The organism is Micromonospora craterilacus (genome assembly GCF_003236315.1).
In the GTDB taxonomy this organism is placed as follows: domain Bacteria; phylum Actinomycetota; class Actinomycetes; order Mycobacteriales; family Micromonosporaceae; genus Micromonospora; species Micromonospora craterilacus.
The window spans coordinates 1-14,523 of the sequence record NZ_POTY01000184.1; the positions used below are offsets into that span (position 1 = coordinate 1).

Consider the following 14,523-nt stretch of genomic DNA (forward strand, 5'->3'; position numbering starts at 1 on the left):
ACCGGCGGCCGTCCGGGCCCTTCTGGTCGGCCGGCTGCACCGACCAGGTCACCGTCGGGCTGGTCGGCTCCGCCACCGCGGCGGCGGGCGCGATCGGCACGGTCACCAGCACCGCAGCCAACACGGCAAGCAGCCGCGGCAGCACTCGGGGCAGGGTTCGGATCATGGCGGGGTCCTCCGACACAGAAAGGGGTGTGGTGGTGAGGGGGCCACGTCGCCGCGACCCCCTCACCGGTCCATTACTCGAACAGCGACAGGGTCAGCGTCGAGGTGTACGCACCTGCGGCGACATCCGCCGGGGTCCGCAGGAACAGATCGGCGTTGACCGAGTAGGCGTCACCGGCGACCGCGCCGGAGTCGAAGGTCGAGACGAGGAGTTCCTGGTCGACCAGACCCACGTTGTTACCCGGCTGAGTCGCCTCGTCCAGAACCGTCACGACCTCTTCACCCTCACTGACCAGGCCGGTGTCGCCGCCGTCGATCAGACGCGGCTTCCAGCCCAGGTGCCCGGCACCGATCGGCGCCTGACCCGCACTACCGACAAAATCGGTCGCGCTGCCCAGCACCGCCCACGCCGCACCCGCCGGCACCTCGTCGGCGGTACGGGTGTCCGTCACCGTGACCGTGGGCAGGGTGCCGACGAACTGACGGACCAGCAGGGTCGACCCGTCCTCGGCCAGAGCAACCGAGTCACCGGCGATCGACATCGCCAGGACACCCGGCTCCTTGATCGGCTCGATGTCGACGGTCACCCGCACATCAGCGCTGTCACCGGGCTCGGCGAGAGCCGGCGACGCCAACGCCACCGAGCCGGCCAACATGGCGCCGGCGGCAGCCGCGGCGAACAGCCGCTTGCGATTCATTGCGTTCATACGATGCTCCGTAGGCACTCGTGCTTGCTGAACTGATTGGGGATCCAGCGGGGTGGTGGCGGCGCCACCTGGGCGCCGCCACCGCAAAGGACTAGCCGCAGCTGATCGCCGCGAACGGCGCCTCGGTCTGCGCGGTCACCGGCTGGCCGTTGACGGTTCCGGTGACCTTCACCGTCGAGGTGCCGGCCGGCACCGACTTGGCCCGGCTGTTGAACGCCTGGTAGGCGGACTGACCGGGAGCGACGCCGGAGACCGTCCGCGAACCGTACGGGGTGACCAGCTCGATGGTGAGCGCCACACCGTCGGCGTTGCGGGCGGTGACCGAAACATACGCGTTGGCACCGACGCACTGCGTACGGGCCTGCACCTCGACGTCCCAGGCCGGCTGGCCCTGGCCGACGGTCGACCGCGGCGTGGTGTCCGCGGTGACCGGCGAGTTCGCGCCGAGGTAGCTCACCAGCATGGTGAGGTCGTTGTCGCCGGTGGTCGCCGGGTTGGTGCCCCCGCCGAGGGTGGTGAAGTTGTCACCGCCGGAGGCGAGGAACGAGTTCACCGTCACCCGGTAGGTGCCCGCCGGGTTGATCGGCGCGCCGTTCAGCTTCACCGAGGTGATCCGGGAGCCCTTGGCGGCCGCCGGGTCGTACGTGTAGTTGAGGCCCTTCGACACACCAAGCCACAGCACCGGACGGGACGCGCCCGTCGGCTGCCACTGCTCCTCCAGCACCTGCTTGATCTGGGCGCCGGTGTAGGTCTTGGTGACCACGTCGTTGGAGAACGGCTGGACCGCGAAGGCGTCGGCGTAGGACACCGTGCCGTCGGTCCGGTACAGCAGGTCGGCCCGCAGACCGCCCGGGTTCATGAACGCGATCTGCGCCCCGCCCCGGCCGGCGTCCTTGGTGCCGGCGAGCTGCACGTCGGCGATGAAGTTACCCAGCGCCGACTCCTTGCCCCGGTCCTCGTTGCCGCCGGTGTAGGCCCGCCGGATGTCGGCGGTGATCTCACCGAGCTTCTGCTTGCCGAGTTCCTCCGCCTTGACCTTGGCGGCAGCCACGATGCCGGCAACCGCCGGGTCCTGCGGCGCACCGACCACGTCGACCAGCGTGGCGTCGGCCGAGGTGACCGAGCCCGACTCCGGGTCGAAGGTCAGCGTGACCTTGCCCAGCCGCTTGCCGTAGTCCTCGGCCTGGACCACCGGACGCAGCTTGTCGGTGCCCGGAACCGGGACCTCGAAGGCGTACGGCTGGTGGGTGTGACCGCTGAAGATCGCGTCGATGGTGGCGTCGACCCGGGTGAACTTGCCGAAGACCGGGTCGTTCGCCAGTTCCTCGGCGGAGTCGATGTTCTCCGTCGCGGCGCCCTCGTGCGCGAGCAGCACGATCACGTCGGCCTCGCCGTTGTTCGGGTTGCCGTCCTTGAGCTGGCTGGCGACGAGGTTGGCCTCGGCCACCGGGTCCCGGAAGGTCAGGCCGGCGATGCCGTCCGGGCTGACCAGCGAAGCGGTCTGCTCGGTCACCACGCCGACGAAGCCGACCCGGACGCCGCCGACGTTGCTGACCGAGTACGCCGGCAGCACCCGGTCGGCACCCCGGTACACGTTGGCACCCAGCAGCGGGAAGTCCGCCCGGTCGGTCACCCGGCCGGTCAGGTCGGCGATGCCCTTGTCGAACTCGTGGTTGCCCACCGCCGAGGCGGCCAGGCCCATCTGGTTCAGCGCGTCGATCGTCGGGTTGTCGTCGTCGATCGCCGAGATGAAGGTGGACGCGCCGATGTTGTCACCACCGGAGACGAACGCGGTGTTCGGGTTCTGCGCCCGCAGCTGGTTCACCAGACCGGAAAGCTGCGCGGCACCGCCAACCGCCTGACCACCCACGGTGGCCGGGGACTCCAGCCGGCCGTGGAAGTCGTTGATGCTCAGCAGCTGCAGGTCCACCGGGTTGGACCCGGTGTTGATGCCCAGCACCAGCGGGTTGTGGTCGCTGGCCCGGTACGGGTCCGGCGCGTAGAAGGCGGCCAGGCCGTCGTACTGGAAGGCGAACGACTCGACCGCGTTGATCTGCCACACGTCGACCCCGGTCACCCGGTCCGCCAGGGACGGCGAGGCCAGGGCGTGGTCGAGCGAGCCGGACTCGCCACCGAAGACGTAGGTGGACTTCCCGGTGGTGTTCAGGTTGCGGTAGTCCTTGCCGTAGAGGACCTGCATCGGGTCCTCCTGGGTGTACGAGTTGAAGTCACCCAGCAGCAGCACGTCGGAGGTGTTGCTGTCGGCCTTGACCTGGTCGACGAAGGCGGCCAGCGCCCGGGCCTGCCGGACCCGGTCACCGTTCCAGCTGCCCTGGCCGTCCCCGGCGTCGGCGTTGTCGCCGGTGCCGGTGCCGCTCTTCGACTTGAAGTGGTTGGCGACCACGATGAAGTCGACGTTTCCAGAGGTGAAGGTCTGCGCGATCGGCTCGCGGGCGTTGAACCAGACGGACTCGTCGTTCACCGAGCGCGACGGGCCCTTCGGCTGCGCCTTCGCCGGCTTGAAGATGATCGCCGTGGTGATGAAGTCCTGCTGGGCCGCGCCGGGCAGCTCGGCCGGGCTACGGACGTAGTCCCAGGTGCCCGCGCCGTCCTTGGTGTTCAGGGCGGCGACCAGGCGCTTGAGCGCCTGCTGCGGGTCCGCGGTGTTGAACCGGACCGAGTTCTCGATCTCCTCCAGCGCGACCACGTCGGCACCCAGCGCGCTGATCGCCGAGACGATCTTCGCCTCCTGCTTGGCCAGCGCGGCAGCGTCGACGGCGCCGCGGGCGTCGCCACCGAAGTGCACGAAGTAGTTCAGTACGTTGAAGCTGGCCACCCGCAGGTCGCCGCCGACGTTGACCGGAGCGTCAGTACGCGGGTTGGTGGCCTTGAAGGTGGTCCGGGCGGCCGGCAGGGTGTCGGCGTCGACCGGGGTGCTGGGCTGCAGGCGCCACTCGTTGAAGCCGTACGACAGCACCGACGGCCCGAACGCCTCGACGCTGTCACCGACCCGCAGCGGGCTGGTCTTGGAGACGTACGGCGGCAGCAGCCCGGCGGTGGCCAGGTTGGTGGTCTTGCCGTCGTCGACCAGGATCCGGCGGAGCTTGTTCTCGGCAGCGATCTGCCGGGCGGCGTCCGAGCCGGGCCGGGCCGCGTCGGTCGGGTTACCGGCCGGCTTGTCACCGGCGGCGAGCACAACCTCGCCGTACCGGTTGGTGTTGTAGACCTCAGAAACGGTGTACTGGCCGACCGGGGCCACCAGCATCGACTCGACCGACTCGCGGGCGGCGTCGTCAAGCGGCAGGCTGACCGGGACCGGGGCGGGCAGCGGCGCGCCCCGCTCGCAGGTCTGCACGTCGCCCTTGGCGGCGATGCTGAGCTGGGTCAGGCCGTTGAACTCGCTGGCGGTGCCGCTGACCCGGACCCGGTCGCCGATCGCGACCGGCGGGTGGTTGGCGGCGTTGGTGGTCAGGAAGACGAAGATGCCGTCCGAGGCGGTGCCGGCGGCGACGGGACGATCCCCACCGCTGCCTGCCGTCTGCACGTACACGCCGTTGTAGCCACCGGTGCGGTGGTCGGCGGTGACGACGCCCTCGACGGTCACCCGGGTACCGGCCACCGGGGTGGCGCTGCCGGTGCCCTGGACCTGCGCGATGGTGTGGTCGACCACGACATCGCAGCCGATGGTCGGCTCCGGCTCCGGGTCCGGGTCGACGGCGGTGTTCCGGACGCCGAAGGTGTGCGGTGCCGGCGCCTTCCAGACGCCGCCGATCTTCTGCAGGGAGTGGCCGACCGGGGTGGCGCTGGACTCCTTGACCCCGATGTCGGTGCCGGTGAGCCCGTTGGCCGGGCCGCCGACCGCGGTGAAGGTGCCCCCGTAGGTGATGAACTCCGTCACCGAGTTGGTCGGGGAGATCAGCGCGACGCCGTCGGGGTCGCCGTTCTGGATGCCGTTGACCGGGTAGTCGGCGACGACGACACCGGCGGCCGGCACGGTGCCGGTCAGGGTCCGGGTGTTGTAGGCCGCGCCGTTCCCGCCGTTGTAGAGAACGATCTGCCAGCCGCTCAGGTCGAAACCGACCGGCGCCTCGATCTCGATCGCCTCGCCGACGTCGGTGCCGACGTTGTCATAGTGGATCTCACTGATGAACGGTGCCGCCGGCACCGGGTCGGCGAATGCGGTGGTGCCACCGGCCAGGGTGAGCGCCGTGGCAGTGACCAGTACGCCCGGGATTGTGAGTAGTCGCGTACTTCTTCTTCGCTGCATGTGCTGGGCCTCCGCGGGGCCTCCGAGGGACAGACCGCTGGAGGATAAGGGGCGGCGGTGTCCGTGCGGGAGCCACCAGATGTACTAAACCGCGGAACGAAGGTGTTTCACGTCACGGGGGCTGGCCTGCTTGATCTCCCAGATCACGGTCCAGCCGGCCGGCCGGGACCCCGGCGCGCCGCGTCGCACGGGATACTGGGCGGCATGCGGGTCCGGGTTTGTGCCATCGCGTTGGTGCTCGTGGCGAGCGGATGCACGACGGGTGACCGCGAGCCGCCCGTCCAGCCGACCGCCGGCACAGCCACCACCACCGGGACGACCGCGTCCCCCGGCGCCTCGGCGCCGAACCCGGTCAACTGCGCACACATCATCGGCGGCGTGGACGCTCCGGATTCGGACTACACCATCGTCGGTGACGCGGTGGCCGTCACGACCGGCCGCGTTCTGCAGGCCAACCCGAACTCCGTCGACGGCGTCGCCGAGAGTGCCTTCTTCGCCAAGGACGGCCTGCTGGTGCGCCGGGGTCACACCGTCCAACTGGGGATCGGCGACGGGGCGGCCGGCCGGGCGTGGCTGGGTTGGGGATCGCCGGCGACTCCCAGCGCCCAGGTAGGCGTCGGTCCGTGCGACCAGTCCACCCACGAGTGGACAGCCTTCGCCGGCGGTTACTGGGTGCTCACGCCGGGTTGCCTGCCCGTCCAGGTCTCGGTGGCCGGCGGCCCGGCACGAGAGGTGCTGGTTCCCGTCGGCAGCGCGTGCCCCGGCACCGGGTGACGACCCGCCGACGACACCGGTGCGCCGTCGAGCGGTCGGCCGATCAGCCGCCCCGGGCGACCGGACCGATCAGCTGACGCTCGGTGCCGGTCATGCTGAGCATGACCCACTGCACCTTGCCCTTAGTGATCAGACCGACCATCTCCGGGTGCAACTGGGTGAACCAGCTCTGCACGCTGACCAGTCCGAGGGCGTTGGCCGCCGTGGCGGCCTCCGTCTCGGTGAGCCGCTGGAGCACCACGATGTCGCTGCGTACCAGCACCTCGACGTCCCAGCCGGCGAGGTCGTCGCGGACCACGAGGGTGGCCCGCCACGGTGCGCTGAGGTTGGTGTCCGGCCCGGTGACCGGTCCGGTGTCGATCACGACTAGCTGTGGTTCGGTCGGCGTGGCCGGCAGCGGTGGAGCCACCCCGGGCGGCAGGAACGAGGCGATCTCCCGGCCGATGACGCAGCGCCGCAGGAAGGCGTCCCACTCCTGTTCCCGGGCGGTCTGGATGAACAGCCGGGCACCGAGCGCGAGCGCCCGGAAGGCGAGCAGCTCCGCCGCGCGTACTCCACCGGTCAGCATCAGTCGGGTCGGCTCGGCCCGGAAGACCCGCAGCCCTACCGGTTCCTGCTGCCGGTTGCGGCCGACCACCAGCCCGCCGCCACCGGCGACCAGCTGCAGACCGGCGACGGTGGCCGCGTCGGTGACGTGCAGCCCGATCCGGCTGCCGGGAAAGGCGACGCTGTTGTTCACCGCAGGAAGCCTCCGAGCGGCAGGGTGGCGGCCACGCCGTGGGCGTGCTCGCCGTCGAGTCGTTGCAGGCGACCGCCGTGACCGCGGATCGCCTCGTCCAGCGCGCGGTCGGCGGCGGTGAGTGCGGCGGCGTCGGCCCCGATCAGCCGGAACGCCACCTCCACCACGGCCTCGTCGCCACCGGGGTGGCCGGGCTCCCGGGCCACCGAGACCGACACCACGGTGGCCGCCGCGGGCAACCCGCGCAGCAGCGGATCCAGCTCCCACGCCCGGTCGGGCCACGCGAGCAGCCGGTAACAGCTCTGCGGGGTGCCCTGCGCCGACCAGCTCCGCCAGCCTTCCCGGGCCAGCGGTCGGTCCCCGCCCGCCGGCTCACCGGTGAGGTGGGTCAGGTGGGCGACGGCGGCGAGCACCTCGTCGCGGTTGAGCAGGCGTGCGGTCACCCGATCCTGGCGCAGCTGGCGGCGGGTCCGCCGGATCGCCGCGGTGAGTGCCGGACGCAGGTCGCGGTCGGCGTGGAAGTCGGGGGTACGCGGGGCCTGGAGCACCACCCACGCCTGCCGGCTGGCCGGCACGGCGCCGTTGGTCAGCTCCCGGTACGCCCGGTCCACCGCTGCGGCCCGGACTCGGGGTGCCGGGGTGACCTGGATCAGCACCTGGACCGCCACCGGCGGGGTCTTCGGGTCGGCCGCCGGTAGCAGCGACACCGGCGACGGCAGGGCCTGCGGCGCGCCCATCAGCAGCGCGCCCTCGGTGGGGTCGACCTCCAGCACGGCGCTCAACCCACCCCGGTGGGTCAGCAGCACGGCGGGTTGATCGTCGATCTCGACCTGGTCCAGCTCGACGCTGCCCTCCAGATGGGCGAGCAGCTGCCGGGCGACGTCCGGCCCGGTGGCGGTCAGCTGCCGACGTCGGCCCCGGTAGCCCCACCAGACCGCCAACCACTGGTAGAGCCACCGGCCGCGGTGCCGCAACACCGTCGGGGAGAGCAGCAGCACCACAGCGGCGGCCACGGCGACGGTCAGCGGAATGCCGTGCGGGGTGGCGGCCAGGACCGCCGCCGCGCCGGCCTGCCAGGCGACGAGCTGGGCGAGGTGGATCCCGGCGACCCGGAGCTGCCGCCGATGCGGGCGCACCACCGGGGTCGCCGCGGCGGCCTCGGCCGTGGGCTGCGGGGCCGCGGGGAGCCGGGCCGGTGCGGCCGACCGGCTTTCCGTCGTCGCCCGGGCGGCCGGTGCCGCCGGTGCGGTCTGTGCCACCACGGCGGCCTGGCTGGTGTACGCGGTGCCGACGGTCGCCCGCCCCTGCCCGCGCTGGGCCGCCCAACTGTGCCCCGGCCCGGTGCCGCCGACGGTCGGTGCCGGGGCCGCAGCGCCGCCGGCCTGCTGCTGCGGCTGTGCCGTCCGCTGCTGCTGCGGGGGTGCCGCCGCCCCCGGGTAATGCTGCCAACCCGGCTCGCCCGGCCGTGCCGCACCCGGATGCGTCACCGCGCGCCCCTCCCTGACCGCCCCGGCATCGTCAGCGCCCGATCGCGGCGCGTACGTCGGCGACCGTCACGGTACGCAGCTCGTCGAGGCTGGGACGCTGGCCGGACTGTCGCAGCCGCTGCGCCTGTGCCTTGCGCACGCCCTCGAACAACTTGCGGGCCTCCCGGGCGTTGCCGAAGTTCTGGTCCCGCTCGATCGTGCCGAAGTGCTCCCGGAGCACCTCGGACACGCCGCCCGCGAGCAGGTACTCGTCGCCGCCGGCCATCCGTTCCACGATGACGACCAGCTGCTCCGGCGAGTAGTTGCCGAACTCGATGGTCTTGGCGAAGCGGGAGGCCAGACCAGGGTTGGCGTCGAGGAACTGCAACATCTCCCCGGTGTAGCCGGCGGCGATCACCGCGACCTCGTCGCGGTGATCCTCCATCAGCTTGACCAGCGTGTCGATGGCCTCCTGGCCGAAGTCGCCGCCGCTGCCGAACGAGCGGGACAGGGTGTACGCCTCGTCGATGAACAGCACGCCACCGCGCGCCTGCTCGAACGCCGCAGCGGTCTTCTCGGCGGTGTGGCCGAGGTACTGGCCGACCAGGTCACGCCGGGACACCTCGCGGAACGAGCCGCCGGGCAGCGCGCCCAACGCCGCCAGCAGCTCGCCGTAGATGCGGGCCACGGTGGTCTTACCGGTACCGGGAGCACCCGCGAAGATCAGGTGATGGCTGACCGCGCCGACCGGCAGCCCGGCGCTCCGCCGCCACTCGTTGACTTGGATTTCGTCGATGAGGGCTCGGACCTCTTCCTTCACCTGCTCCAGGCCGACCATCGCCGCCAACTCGGCCAGCAGCTTCTCCACCCGGGCGGTGTCCTGCTGGACGGTGGCGCGGGCCGCGTCGGCGCCGTAGGCGGCCTTCCGGCCCGCCGTACCCTCCACGATGGTCGGCTCGGCCCCCTCGGCGACCTCGATCGCCGGCTGGGCGGTGTTCTCGGTGGTGCACTCCTCGACCGTGCCGTGGCAGCCGCGGCCGAACGAGATCGCCGGGCCCCGGGTGTCGCGGATCCGGCAGCGCCGGAGCACCGGTGCGCTCTGGTGCACCACGGCAACTCCGGCGTGGCCGGTCTGGGAGATGTCGCAGGTCTCGATCGTGGGCCGGCCGTACTGGTAGACGTAGATGCCGCGATTGCCGCAGCGGGTGACCGTGCTGGTGCGGATCGTCGGGGCGGCCCCGATCCGCACGATGATGCCGTCCTCGCTGAGGTCGGTGAACTCGCACCCCTCGACGCTGCCGTCGGAATCCTCCACCACCAGGCCGTAGCGCCCACCGGTCACCCGGCAGCGGGCCAGCGTGAACTCCGAACGGCCGGCCACCTGGATCGCCGCACCGAAGCCGGCGCTCAGCTCGCACCCGGTCATGGTGAGCGCTGCCCGGTCGGCCACGACGACCGGCGCATCGCCGGCCTTGAGCACGAGATCGCGCAGCTCCAGCCGACCGGAGTTGCACGACACCGTGGGGTACGTCCCGGACGAGGCGTCGATGGTGACCGTCCCCGCGCCCTGTGCGGCGACGATGGTGGCACCCCGGTCGTTGACGAACAACGCCTCGTAGTAGGTGCCGGGACTGACCGATACGACGGCGTCGTCGCTGGCCACCGCCAGTGCCTCCCCGATGGACGGGTAGGCGCCGGGCTGGTCCGGGGAGACGAGAAGGGTGCGCGTCATGGCTCCGGGCTTCGTACGGCGAGGAGGGGGCTTGACCGACGATATCCCAGCCGGTCGACACCGTGTGAGCCCGTCGCTGCGCCGGTGTGCGTCCACGCCTCACCCGGTGGACGAACCGGGGCGGCTAGGCTCGCGGGTGGGCCGAGTGGATCCGCGGCCGGATCCCCTGTCGACACCCGGGAGGACGGATGGCGGAGCTGCGGATGCTGCCGCTGGCGGCGGGTGCGCTGCTGGCCGACGGCACCGTCCACACCCACACCTCGATACGGGGCGACGTGGCCCCCGAGCTGCACCCGGTGATCCGGCGGTTCCTGCACGGGCTGCCCGTCGGGCAACGCGAGCGCTTCGTCGGTTGGTGCGCCGAGCCGGTGCTGATCTCCGACCGCTTGTACGCCGCCGAGGCCGGCGGCCCACCGCTCGATCCCGCCCGGGCCCGCTCGCTGTTGTGGGGCGCGAAGCTGCGGGTGACCCGGGTGCGGGAGGAGGGCGACCCACGCCACGGCGAGGTCCAGCCGCCCTGCCGTTCCTGTGCCGCCCTGCTCGACTGGTTCGGGATGGAGGCGTTGGCATGACCGACCGCTTCCCGTCGCTGGTGGCCGAAACCCTCGTCGCGGCCGGCTGGTCACCCGACCGGCGCGACGACGGTCGGGCCCGTGAGTGGGCGCTCCGCATCGCCGCCGGCGCCGCGCCCGACGGCCGGCAGCACGTGGTGACCGCCGCCGCCGTCGAGGCGTACGCCGAGTTCGGTGGGCTGCGGGTACGCCCGCAGGGCGAGGGGGAGCAGATTGCGACGAGCCATGTCCACCTGGACCCGTTCCTGGTGCGGCACTCGGCGGCCACGCTGGCCGAGCTGGCCGAGGTGATCGGGGCGCCGCTCACCCCGCTCGGCGAGGAGGGCGACGGCACCGGCATCGTCGCCGTCGACGAGCAGGGCCGGGTGTTCGTGCTGGACCACACCGGAGACTGGTTCCTCGGGGCGAACCTCGACGAGGCGCTCGCCACGCTGGTGCTCGGCCGGCAACCCCGGCGGGTACGCGGGGACGGCACCTGGTGACCGGCTGGCGGCCGACCAACGCCACCGAGCGCGCGCTGCTGGCCGCCGTCGAAGCCGACGACCGGGAGGGTTTCCTCACCGAACTCGCCGCCGGCGCGCTGCTGCTACCCGTGTCGCCAGCGGCGGCGGCCGGCCGGGAATCAGTCGGTTGGCCGACGGGCCGGCACGACGGGGTGACCCACGTGGTCAGCTACACCTCGCCGGCGGCGATCGCCGCCGGCCTGCCCGGCCAGTCCGTCAGCTACCGGGTGTCGGGGCTGACCGATCTGGCCGCCGACTGGCCCGACGACGAGTGGATGCTCGCGGTCGACGCCGGCCTGCCCATCGGTGTCCGGCTCACCGCCGACGAGCTCCGTACGCTCGCCACGCCCGCCGTCGAGGCCGAGCGGCCGGTGCGCGAGGCGATCCTCCGGCAGGACCCGAACGCCCTGATGGCCGCGCTGCTCCGGGCCGAGCTGGTGTTGCCGCTGCGACCGGACGGCCCGGCGACCCGTGACCTGTCGGACCCGGAGTTCCCGTGGTGGAGCCTGCCGGACGAGCAGGGCCGGATCGGCCTGCCGGTGTTCACCTCCGAGGCCCGGCTGCGGCAGGCCCTCGGCGATCACGATCTCGTGGTGGTCAGCAGTCTCCAGCTCACCGAGCACTGGCCGGAGCTGTCCTGGCAGCTGCTGCTCAACCCGGAGACGTCGCTGGCTGCGGCGCTGCCCGGCGAAGCGGTGCAGACGCTGCGCGACTGGCTCGGTGAGCTGCGGCAGGTGGTCACCGAGGCGGCCGAGCAGGAGAATCGGCGCCGTGAGACGGCCGCGTACGCCGAGCCGGCAACGGTGGGCGTACCGGTGCCCCGATCGGCGCCGCAGGCCACCGCCGACGAGGGGCCCGACCCGGAGGTGCCGCTGCTGCTGCAACTGGCCATCCCACACCGCTATCTGCCGTCCTATCTGGACGACGGCTACGACCGGGCAGCCGGGCTGGTACACGCCTGGCACGGCCCGGGGCGGGACACTCCGGTACGCCTCTACCGCCGCCTGGGACTGCTCGGTACGGGGTCGCCGTTCGAGGAGTCGGACGAGTGGGTGGCCGTGCTGCGCTGGCCGCCGGGCGAGACCACGCCCGAGGAGTGGGGTCGGGGCCAACCGCGGATGGAGTCACTGGTCGTGCCGGACGGTACCGAGCTGCACTGCCTGCACCAGGACGGCCGTGACGAGTTGCTGGCCCGCTTCGACGCGGCCGCCCGCCGCTGGTCACCGCCCTGACCGTCAGCGCATACGGCTGGCGAACCAGGCGCGGGCCGGTGGGCTCTTGATCAGGGCGAGTGAGACACCGGCCAGTCCACCCACCACCAGCGGCGTGACCATCGTCGGCTGATAGCTCAGCTTGCCCTGCACCAGCAGCGTGACGATGACGACGACGAAGAGCCCGAAGGTGAATCCCGCCGGCACGGTCAGCCCCTCCGCGCCGTCGCCCCGCCAGGCGATGAGGATCCCCAGCGAGGCGAGCAGCACCACCAGCAGGGCGAGCGCGAGCACGACCGCTCCGATCACCACCACCAGGAACTTGCCGAGCCCGTCCCCCTCGGTCCGCATCATGGCCAGGAAGAAGGCGATCCCGGCGATCAGCCAGGTGACGACCGCCGGCAGCATCAGCAGGACGGCGAGGGTGACCACCATCGGCCGCCGGCTCGCCGGGCCCGACCCGGCAGCTGCTGGGCCGGGCGGCATGGCCGGATCCGGGGTCCGGTACGGGTCAGGGGTCGAGTACGGGCCGGACGGCGGAGGTGGAAACGCCCCGCCTGGTGTGGTCGACATGGCTGCCTTCCTCAGGTCGGATCGGACCGATCAGCCGGGCCGACGCCAGGCCGCGTCGTCGGTTGCGTCGGTCGGCTGGCCCGGGCCGCCCTGTGGCGGTACGCCGGGTCCGGGGGCTGCCTCCTCGGTGGTCGGCGGGTCTTCGTCGGCGAGCTGCGCCAGGCGGCGTCGGGCACGCAGCAGCATGACGGTGGCCACGATTCCGCCGACGACAAGGACGAGCACCGCGATGATCGCGGCCCATACGAAGATCAGGATGCCGTCCTCGCGCTCGCGCGGGTTGGCCTGCCAGGGCTCAAGCTGCGCACCGCTCGGCCGGGCACTGGTGCGGGTGCCGCGGCCGTCCGGCTCGCCGGTCAGCGCTTCCCGCAGGTCGAGCGCGCCCCATCCGAAGTACTGGTCGTGGCCGGGCTCGCCCTCGTCCCGGGTGGTTTCCAGCAGCCGCTGGAACATTTCGTACCCGTTCAGGTTCGGGTACTTGGCCTTGATCAGCGCCAGTGCGCCGGAGACGATAGCGGTGCTGTTGCTGCTGCCGGTCGTGGTGAAGTACTGGTTGCCGGGGGCCGCCTGGACGATGTCGACCGCGGGCGCGGTGATGTCCACCTCCTCGGCCGGGACCGACGCCTTCTCGCTGATGGCGCCCTTGCGGTCGGTGCCGTTGACCGCCACGGCGCTGTCGTGCCGGGCCGGGTTGCCGATGAGGATGTCGTCGTCGTTGCCGACGGCGGCGACGACGATCACGTTCCGCTGGTACGCGCGCTCGACCGCCCGGTTCAGTTCCTCGTTGAAGCTGCTGCTGAGCGACACGTTGACGATGTCCGCGCCGTGGTCGACCGCCCAGTTGATCCCGGCGGCGAGGGCCGTCGGCTGGATCAGCGCGCTCCGCTCGCTCTTGATGGTCACCGGCAGGATCTTGGCCTTCGGCGCGACTCCGAGCACCCCGTCGCGGTTGCCCGGCCCGTGCCCGTGCCCGGCGATCAACGAGGCCATGCCGGTGCCGTGTCCGTGTCGGTCGACCTGGCCCTTGGCGTCGTCGTCGTAGAAGTCGACGCCCGGCAGGACGTTGTTCTTGAGGTCCTGGTGCGACGCGTCCACCCCGCTGTCGATAACCGCCACGACCACACCCTCGCCCTGGGTGATCTTATGTATCTCGGCCAGCTCCAGGGCCTTCACGTGCCACGAGTTGTCCCTGGTGGAGTCCGCCGTGGCGGGCGTGACGGTGAGGCTCAGGCCCGCCAGAACGCTCACGGTGGTGAGCGCCAGGGCGGCCGCCGGTCGGGTGAGGACACGCATGCCCGTCTACCTTCCTCTGTAGGTCGTCGCGGGACGGCCGGGGATGGACGGTCACCGCATGGTACGGGCCGGCCACCCCAGGTGGGGTGACCGGCCCGCCCCTGGTCAGCCTTGGCCGAGGGCCCGGCCCTGCTCGCGGGGCCGGTGCTCGGCCGGCGCCTCGACGACGCCGACGGCGGAGGATTCGGTCGCCCAGAGTTCGTCGTCGCCGTCGCCGTACTCCCAGGTCTCCTGCTCCCCGTCGCGCGGCGCGCCCTTGCGTGGGCTCGGCGTGGCCGGTCCACCGCGTCGGCCGCCGAGCGACGGTGCCGGGCCGGTGGTCGGCGCGGGCCGGCCGGCACCGGTACGACCGCTCAGGTCGGGCCGGGCGCCGCTGGCGGGGGTGCCCGGCCCGGCGGGGCGGCCGGCCGCCGGTGTGCCGGGCTTGCCGGTGGGCTTGGCCGGCGGCTGACCGGGCCGGCCGGTCAGCGGTGAGCCGGCATTGGGCGGGGTGCCCGGGGCGGTGCCGCGCTGGCCGCCGA

The 14,523-nt window shown here is 72.3% G+C and carries 11 protein-coding genes and 1 pseudogene; 4 read left to right on the top strand and 8 right to left on the bottom strand.

What is annotated here, in order from left to right; genetic code table 11:
* Positions 1-239: 239 nt before the first annotated feature.
* Both C1I95_RS24130 and C1I95_RS24135 read right to left on the bottom strand, forming a co-directional pair.
* The gene (locus C1I95_RS24130; protein ID WP_111216938.1) at positions 240-872 is read right to left on the bottom strand and encodes a hypothetical protein; all 633 of its coding nucleotides are present in this window, start codon (positions 870-872) and stop codon (positions 240-242) included.
* 91 nt (positions 873-963) lie between these two features.
* Positions 964-5,139: an ExeM/NucH family extracellular endonuclease gene (locus C1I95_RS24135; RefSeq protein ID WP_199523885.1), complete on the bottom strand. Its 4,176-nt coding sequence runs from the start codon at positions 5,137-5,139 to the stop codon at positions 964-966.
* A gap of 204 nt (positions 5,140-5,343) precedes the next feature.
* Between C1I95_RS24135 and C1I95_RS24140 the strand changes: the two genes are divergently transcribed.
* A complete protein-coding gene (locus C1I95_RS24140) occupies positions 5,344-5,913 on the top strand; it encodes a hypothetical protein (RefSeq protein WP_111216940.1) in 570 nt (189 codons plus the stop codon).
* A gap of 43 nt (positions 5,914-5,956) precedes the next feature.
* Here the strand turns inward: C1I95_RS24140 and C1I95_RS24145 are convergent, their stop codons facing one another.
* The 3 genes from C1I95_RS24145 to C1I95_RS24155 are packed head-to-tail and all read right to left on the bottom strand — an operon-like array spanning position 5,957 to position 9,850.
* Positions 5,957-6,652, bottom strand: coding sequence for a hypothetical protein (locus C1I95_RS24145; protein WP_111216942.1), 696 nt, complete (start codon positions 6,650-6,652; stop codon positions 5,957-5,959).
* Entirely contained in the window at positions 6,649-8,139 is a 1,491-nt protein-coding gene (gene eccE, locus C1I95_RS24150) for a type VII secretion protein EccE (protein WP_111216944.1), read from the bottom strand. Before eccE ends, C1I95_RS24145 begins: the two co-directional genes overlap by 4 nt.
* Positions 8,140-8,170: 31 nt before the next feature.
* The gene (locus C1I95_RS24155; RefSeq protein WP_111216946.1) at positions 8,171-9,850 is read right to left on the bottom strand and encodes a right-handed parallel beta-helix repeat-containing protein; all 1,680 of its coding nucleotides are present in this window, start codon (positions 9,848-9,850) and stop codon (positions 8,171-8,173) included.
* A 188-nt stretch (positions 9,851-10,038) separates the two neighbouring features.
* Between C1I95_RS24155 and C1I95_RS24160 the strand changes: the two genes are divergently transcribed.
* From C1I95_RS24160 to C1I95_RS24170, 3 genes are read left to right on the top strand one after another with little or no spacing between them, the layout of a single operon-like run.
* Positions 10,039-10,422: a YwqJ-related putative deaminase gene (locus C1I95_RS24160; protein ID WP_111216948.1), complete on the top strand. Its 384-nt coding sequence runs from the start codon at positions 10,039-10,041 to the stop codon at positions 10,420-10,422.
* Complete coding sequence (locus C1I95_RS24165; protein WP_111216950.1) at positions 10,419-10,904, top strand: SUKH-3 domain-containing protein; 486 nt, start codon at positions 10,419-10,421, stop codon at positions 10,902-10,904. The genes C1I95_RS24160 and C1I95_RS24165 overlap by 4 nt, the downstream gene beginning before the upstream one ends.
* Positions 10,898-12,157 (top strand): SseB family protein, encoded by a 1,260-nt coding sequence (locus tag C1I95_RS24170; protein WP_111216958.1) that lies wholly within the window; start codon positions 10,898-10,900, stop codon positions 12,155-12,157. Before C1I95_RS24165 ends, C1I95_RS24170 begins: the two co-directional genes overlap by 7 nt.
* Before the next feature lie 3 nt (positions 12,158-12,160).
* On the opposite strand, the gene C1I95_RS24175 is transcribed toward C1I95_RS24170, so the two are convergent.
* The 3 genes and pseudogenes from C1I95_RS24175 to C1I95_RS35370 form a co-directional block, all read right to left on the bottom strand.
* Complete coding sequence (locus C1I95_RS24175) at positions 12,161-12,709, bottom strand: hypothetical protein (RefSeq protein WP_146605808.1); 549 nt, start codon at positions 12,707-12,709, stop codon at positions 12,161-12,163.
* A gap of 30 nt (positions 12,710-12,739) precedes the next feature.
* Positions 12,740-14,002: a type VII secretion-associated serine protease mycosin gene (gene mycP, locus C1I95_RS24180; protein ID WP_111216954.1), complete on the bottom strand. Its 1,263-nt coding sequence runs from the start codon at positions 14,000-14,002 to the stop codon at positions 12,740-12,742.
* Positions 14,003-14,107: 105 nt separating this feature from the next.
* Positions 14,108-14,523, bottom strand: a pseudogene (locus tag C1I95_RS35370) (hypothetical protein); the annotation flags it as partial.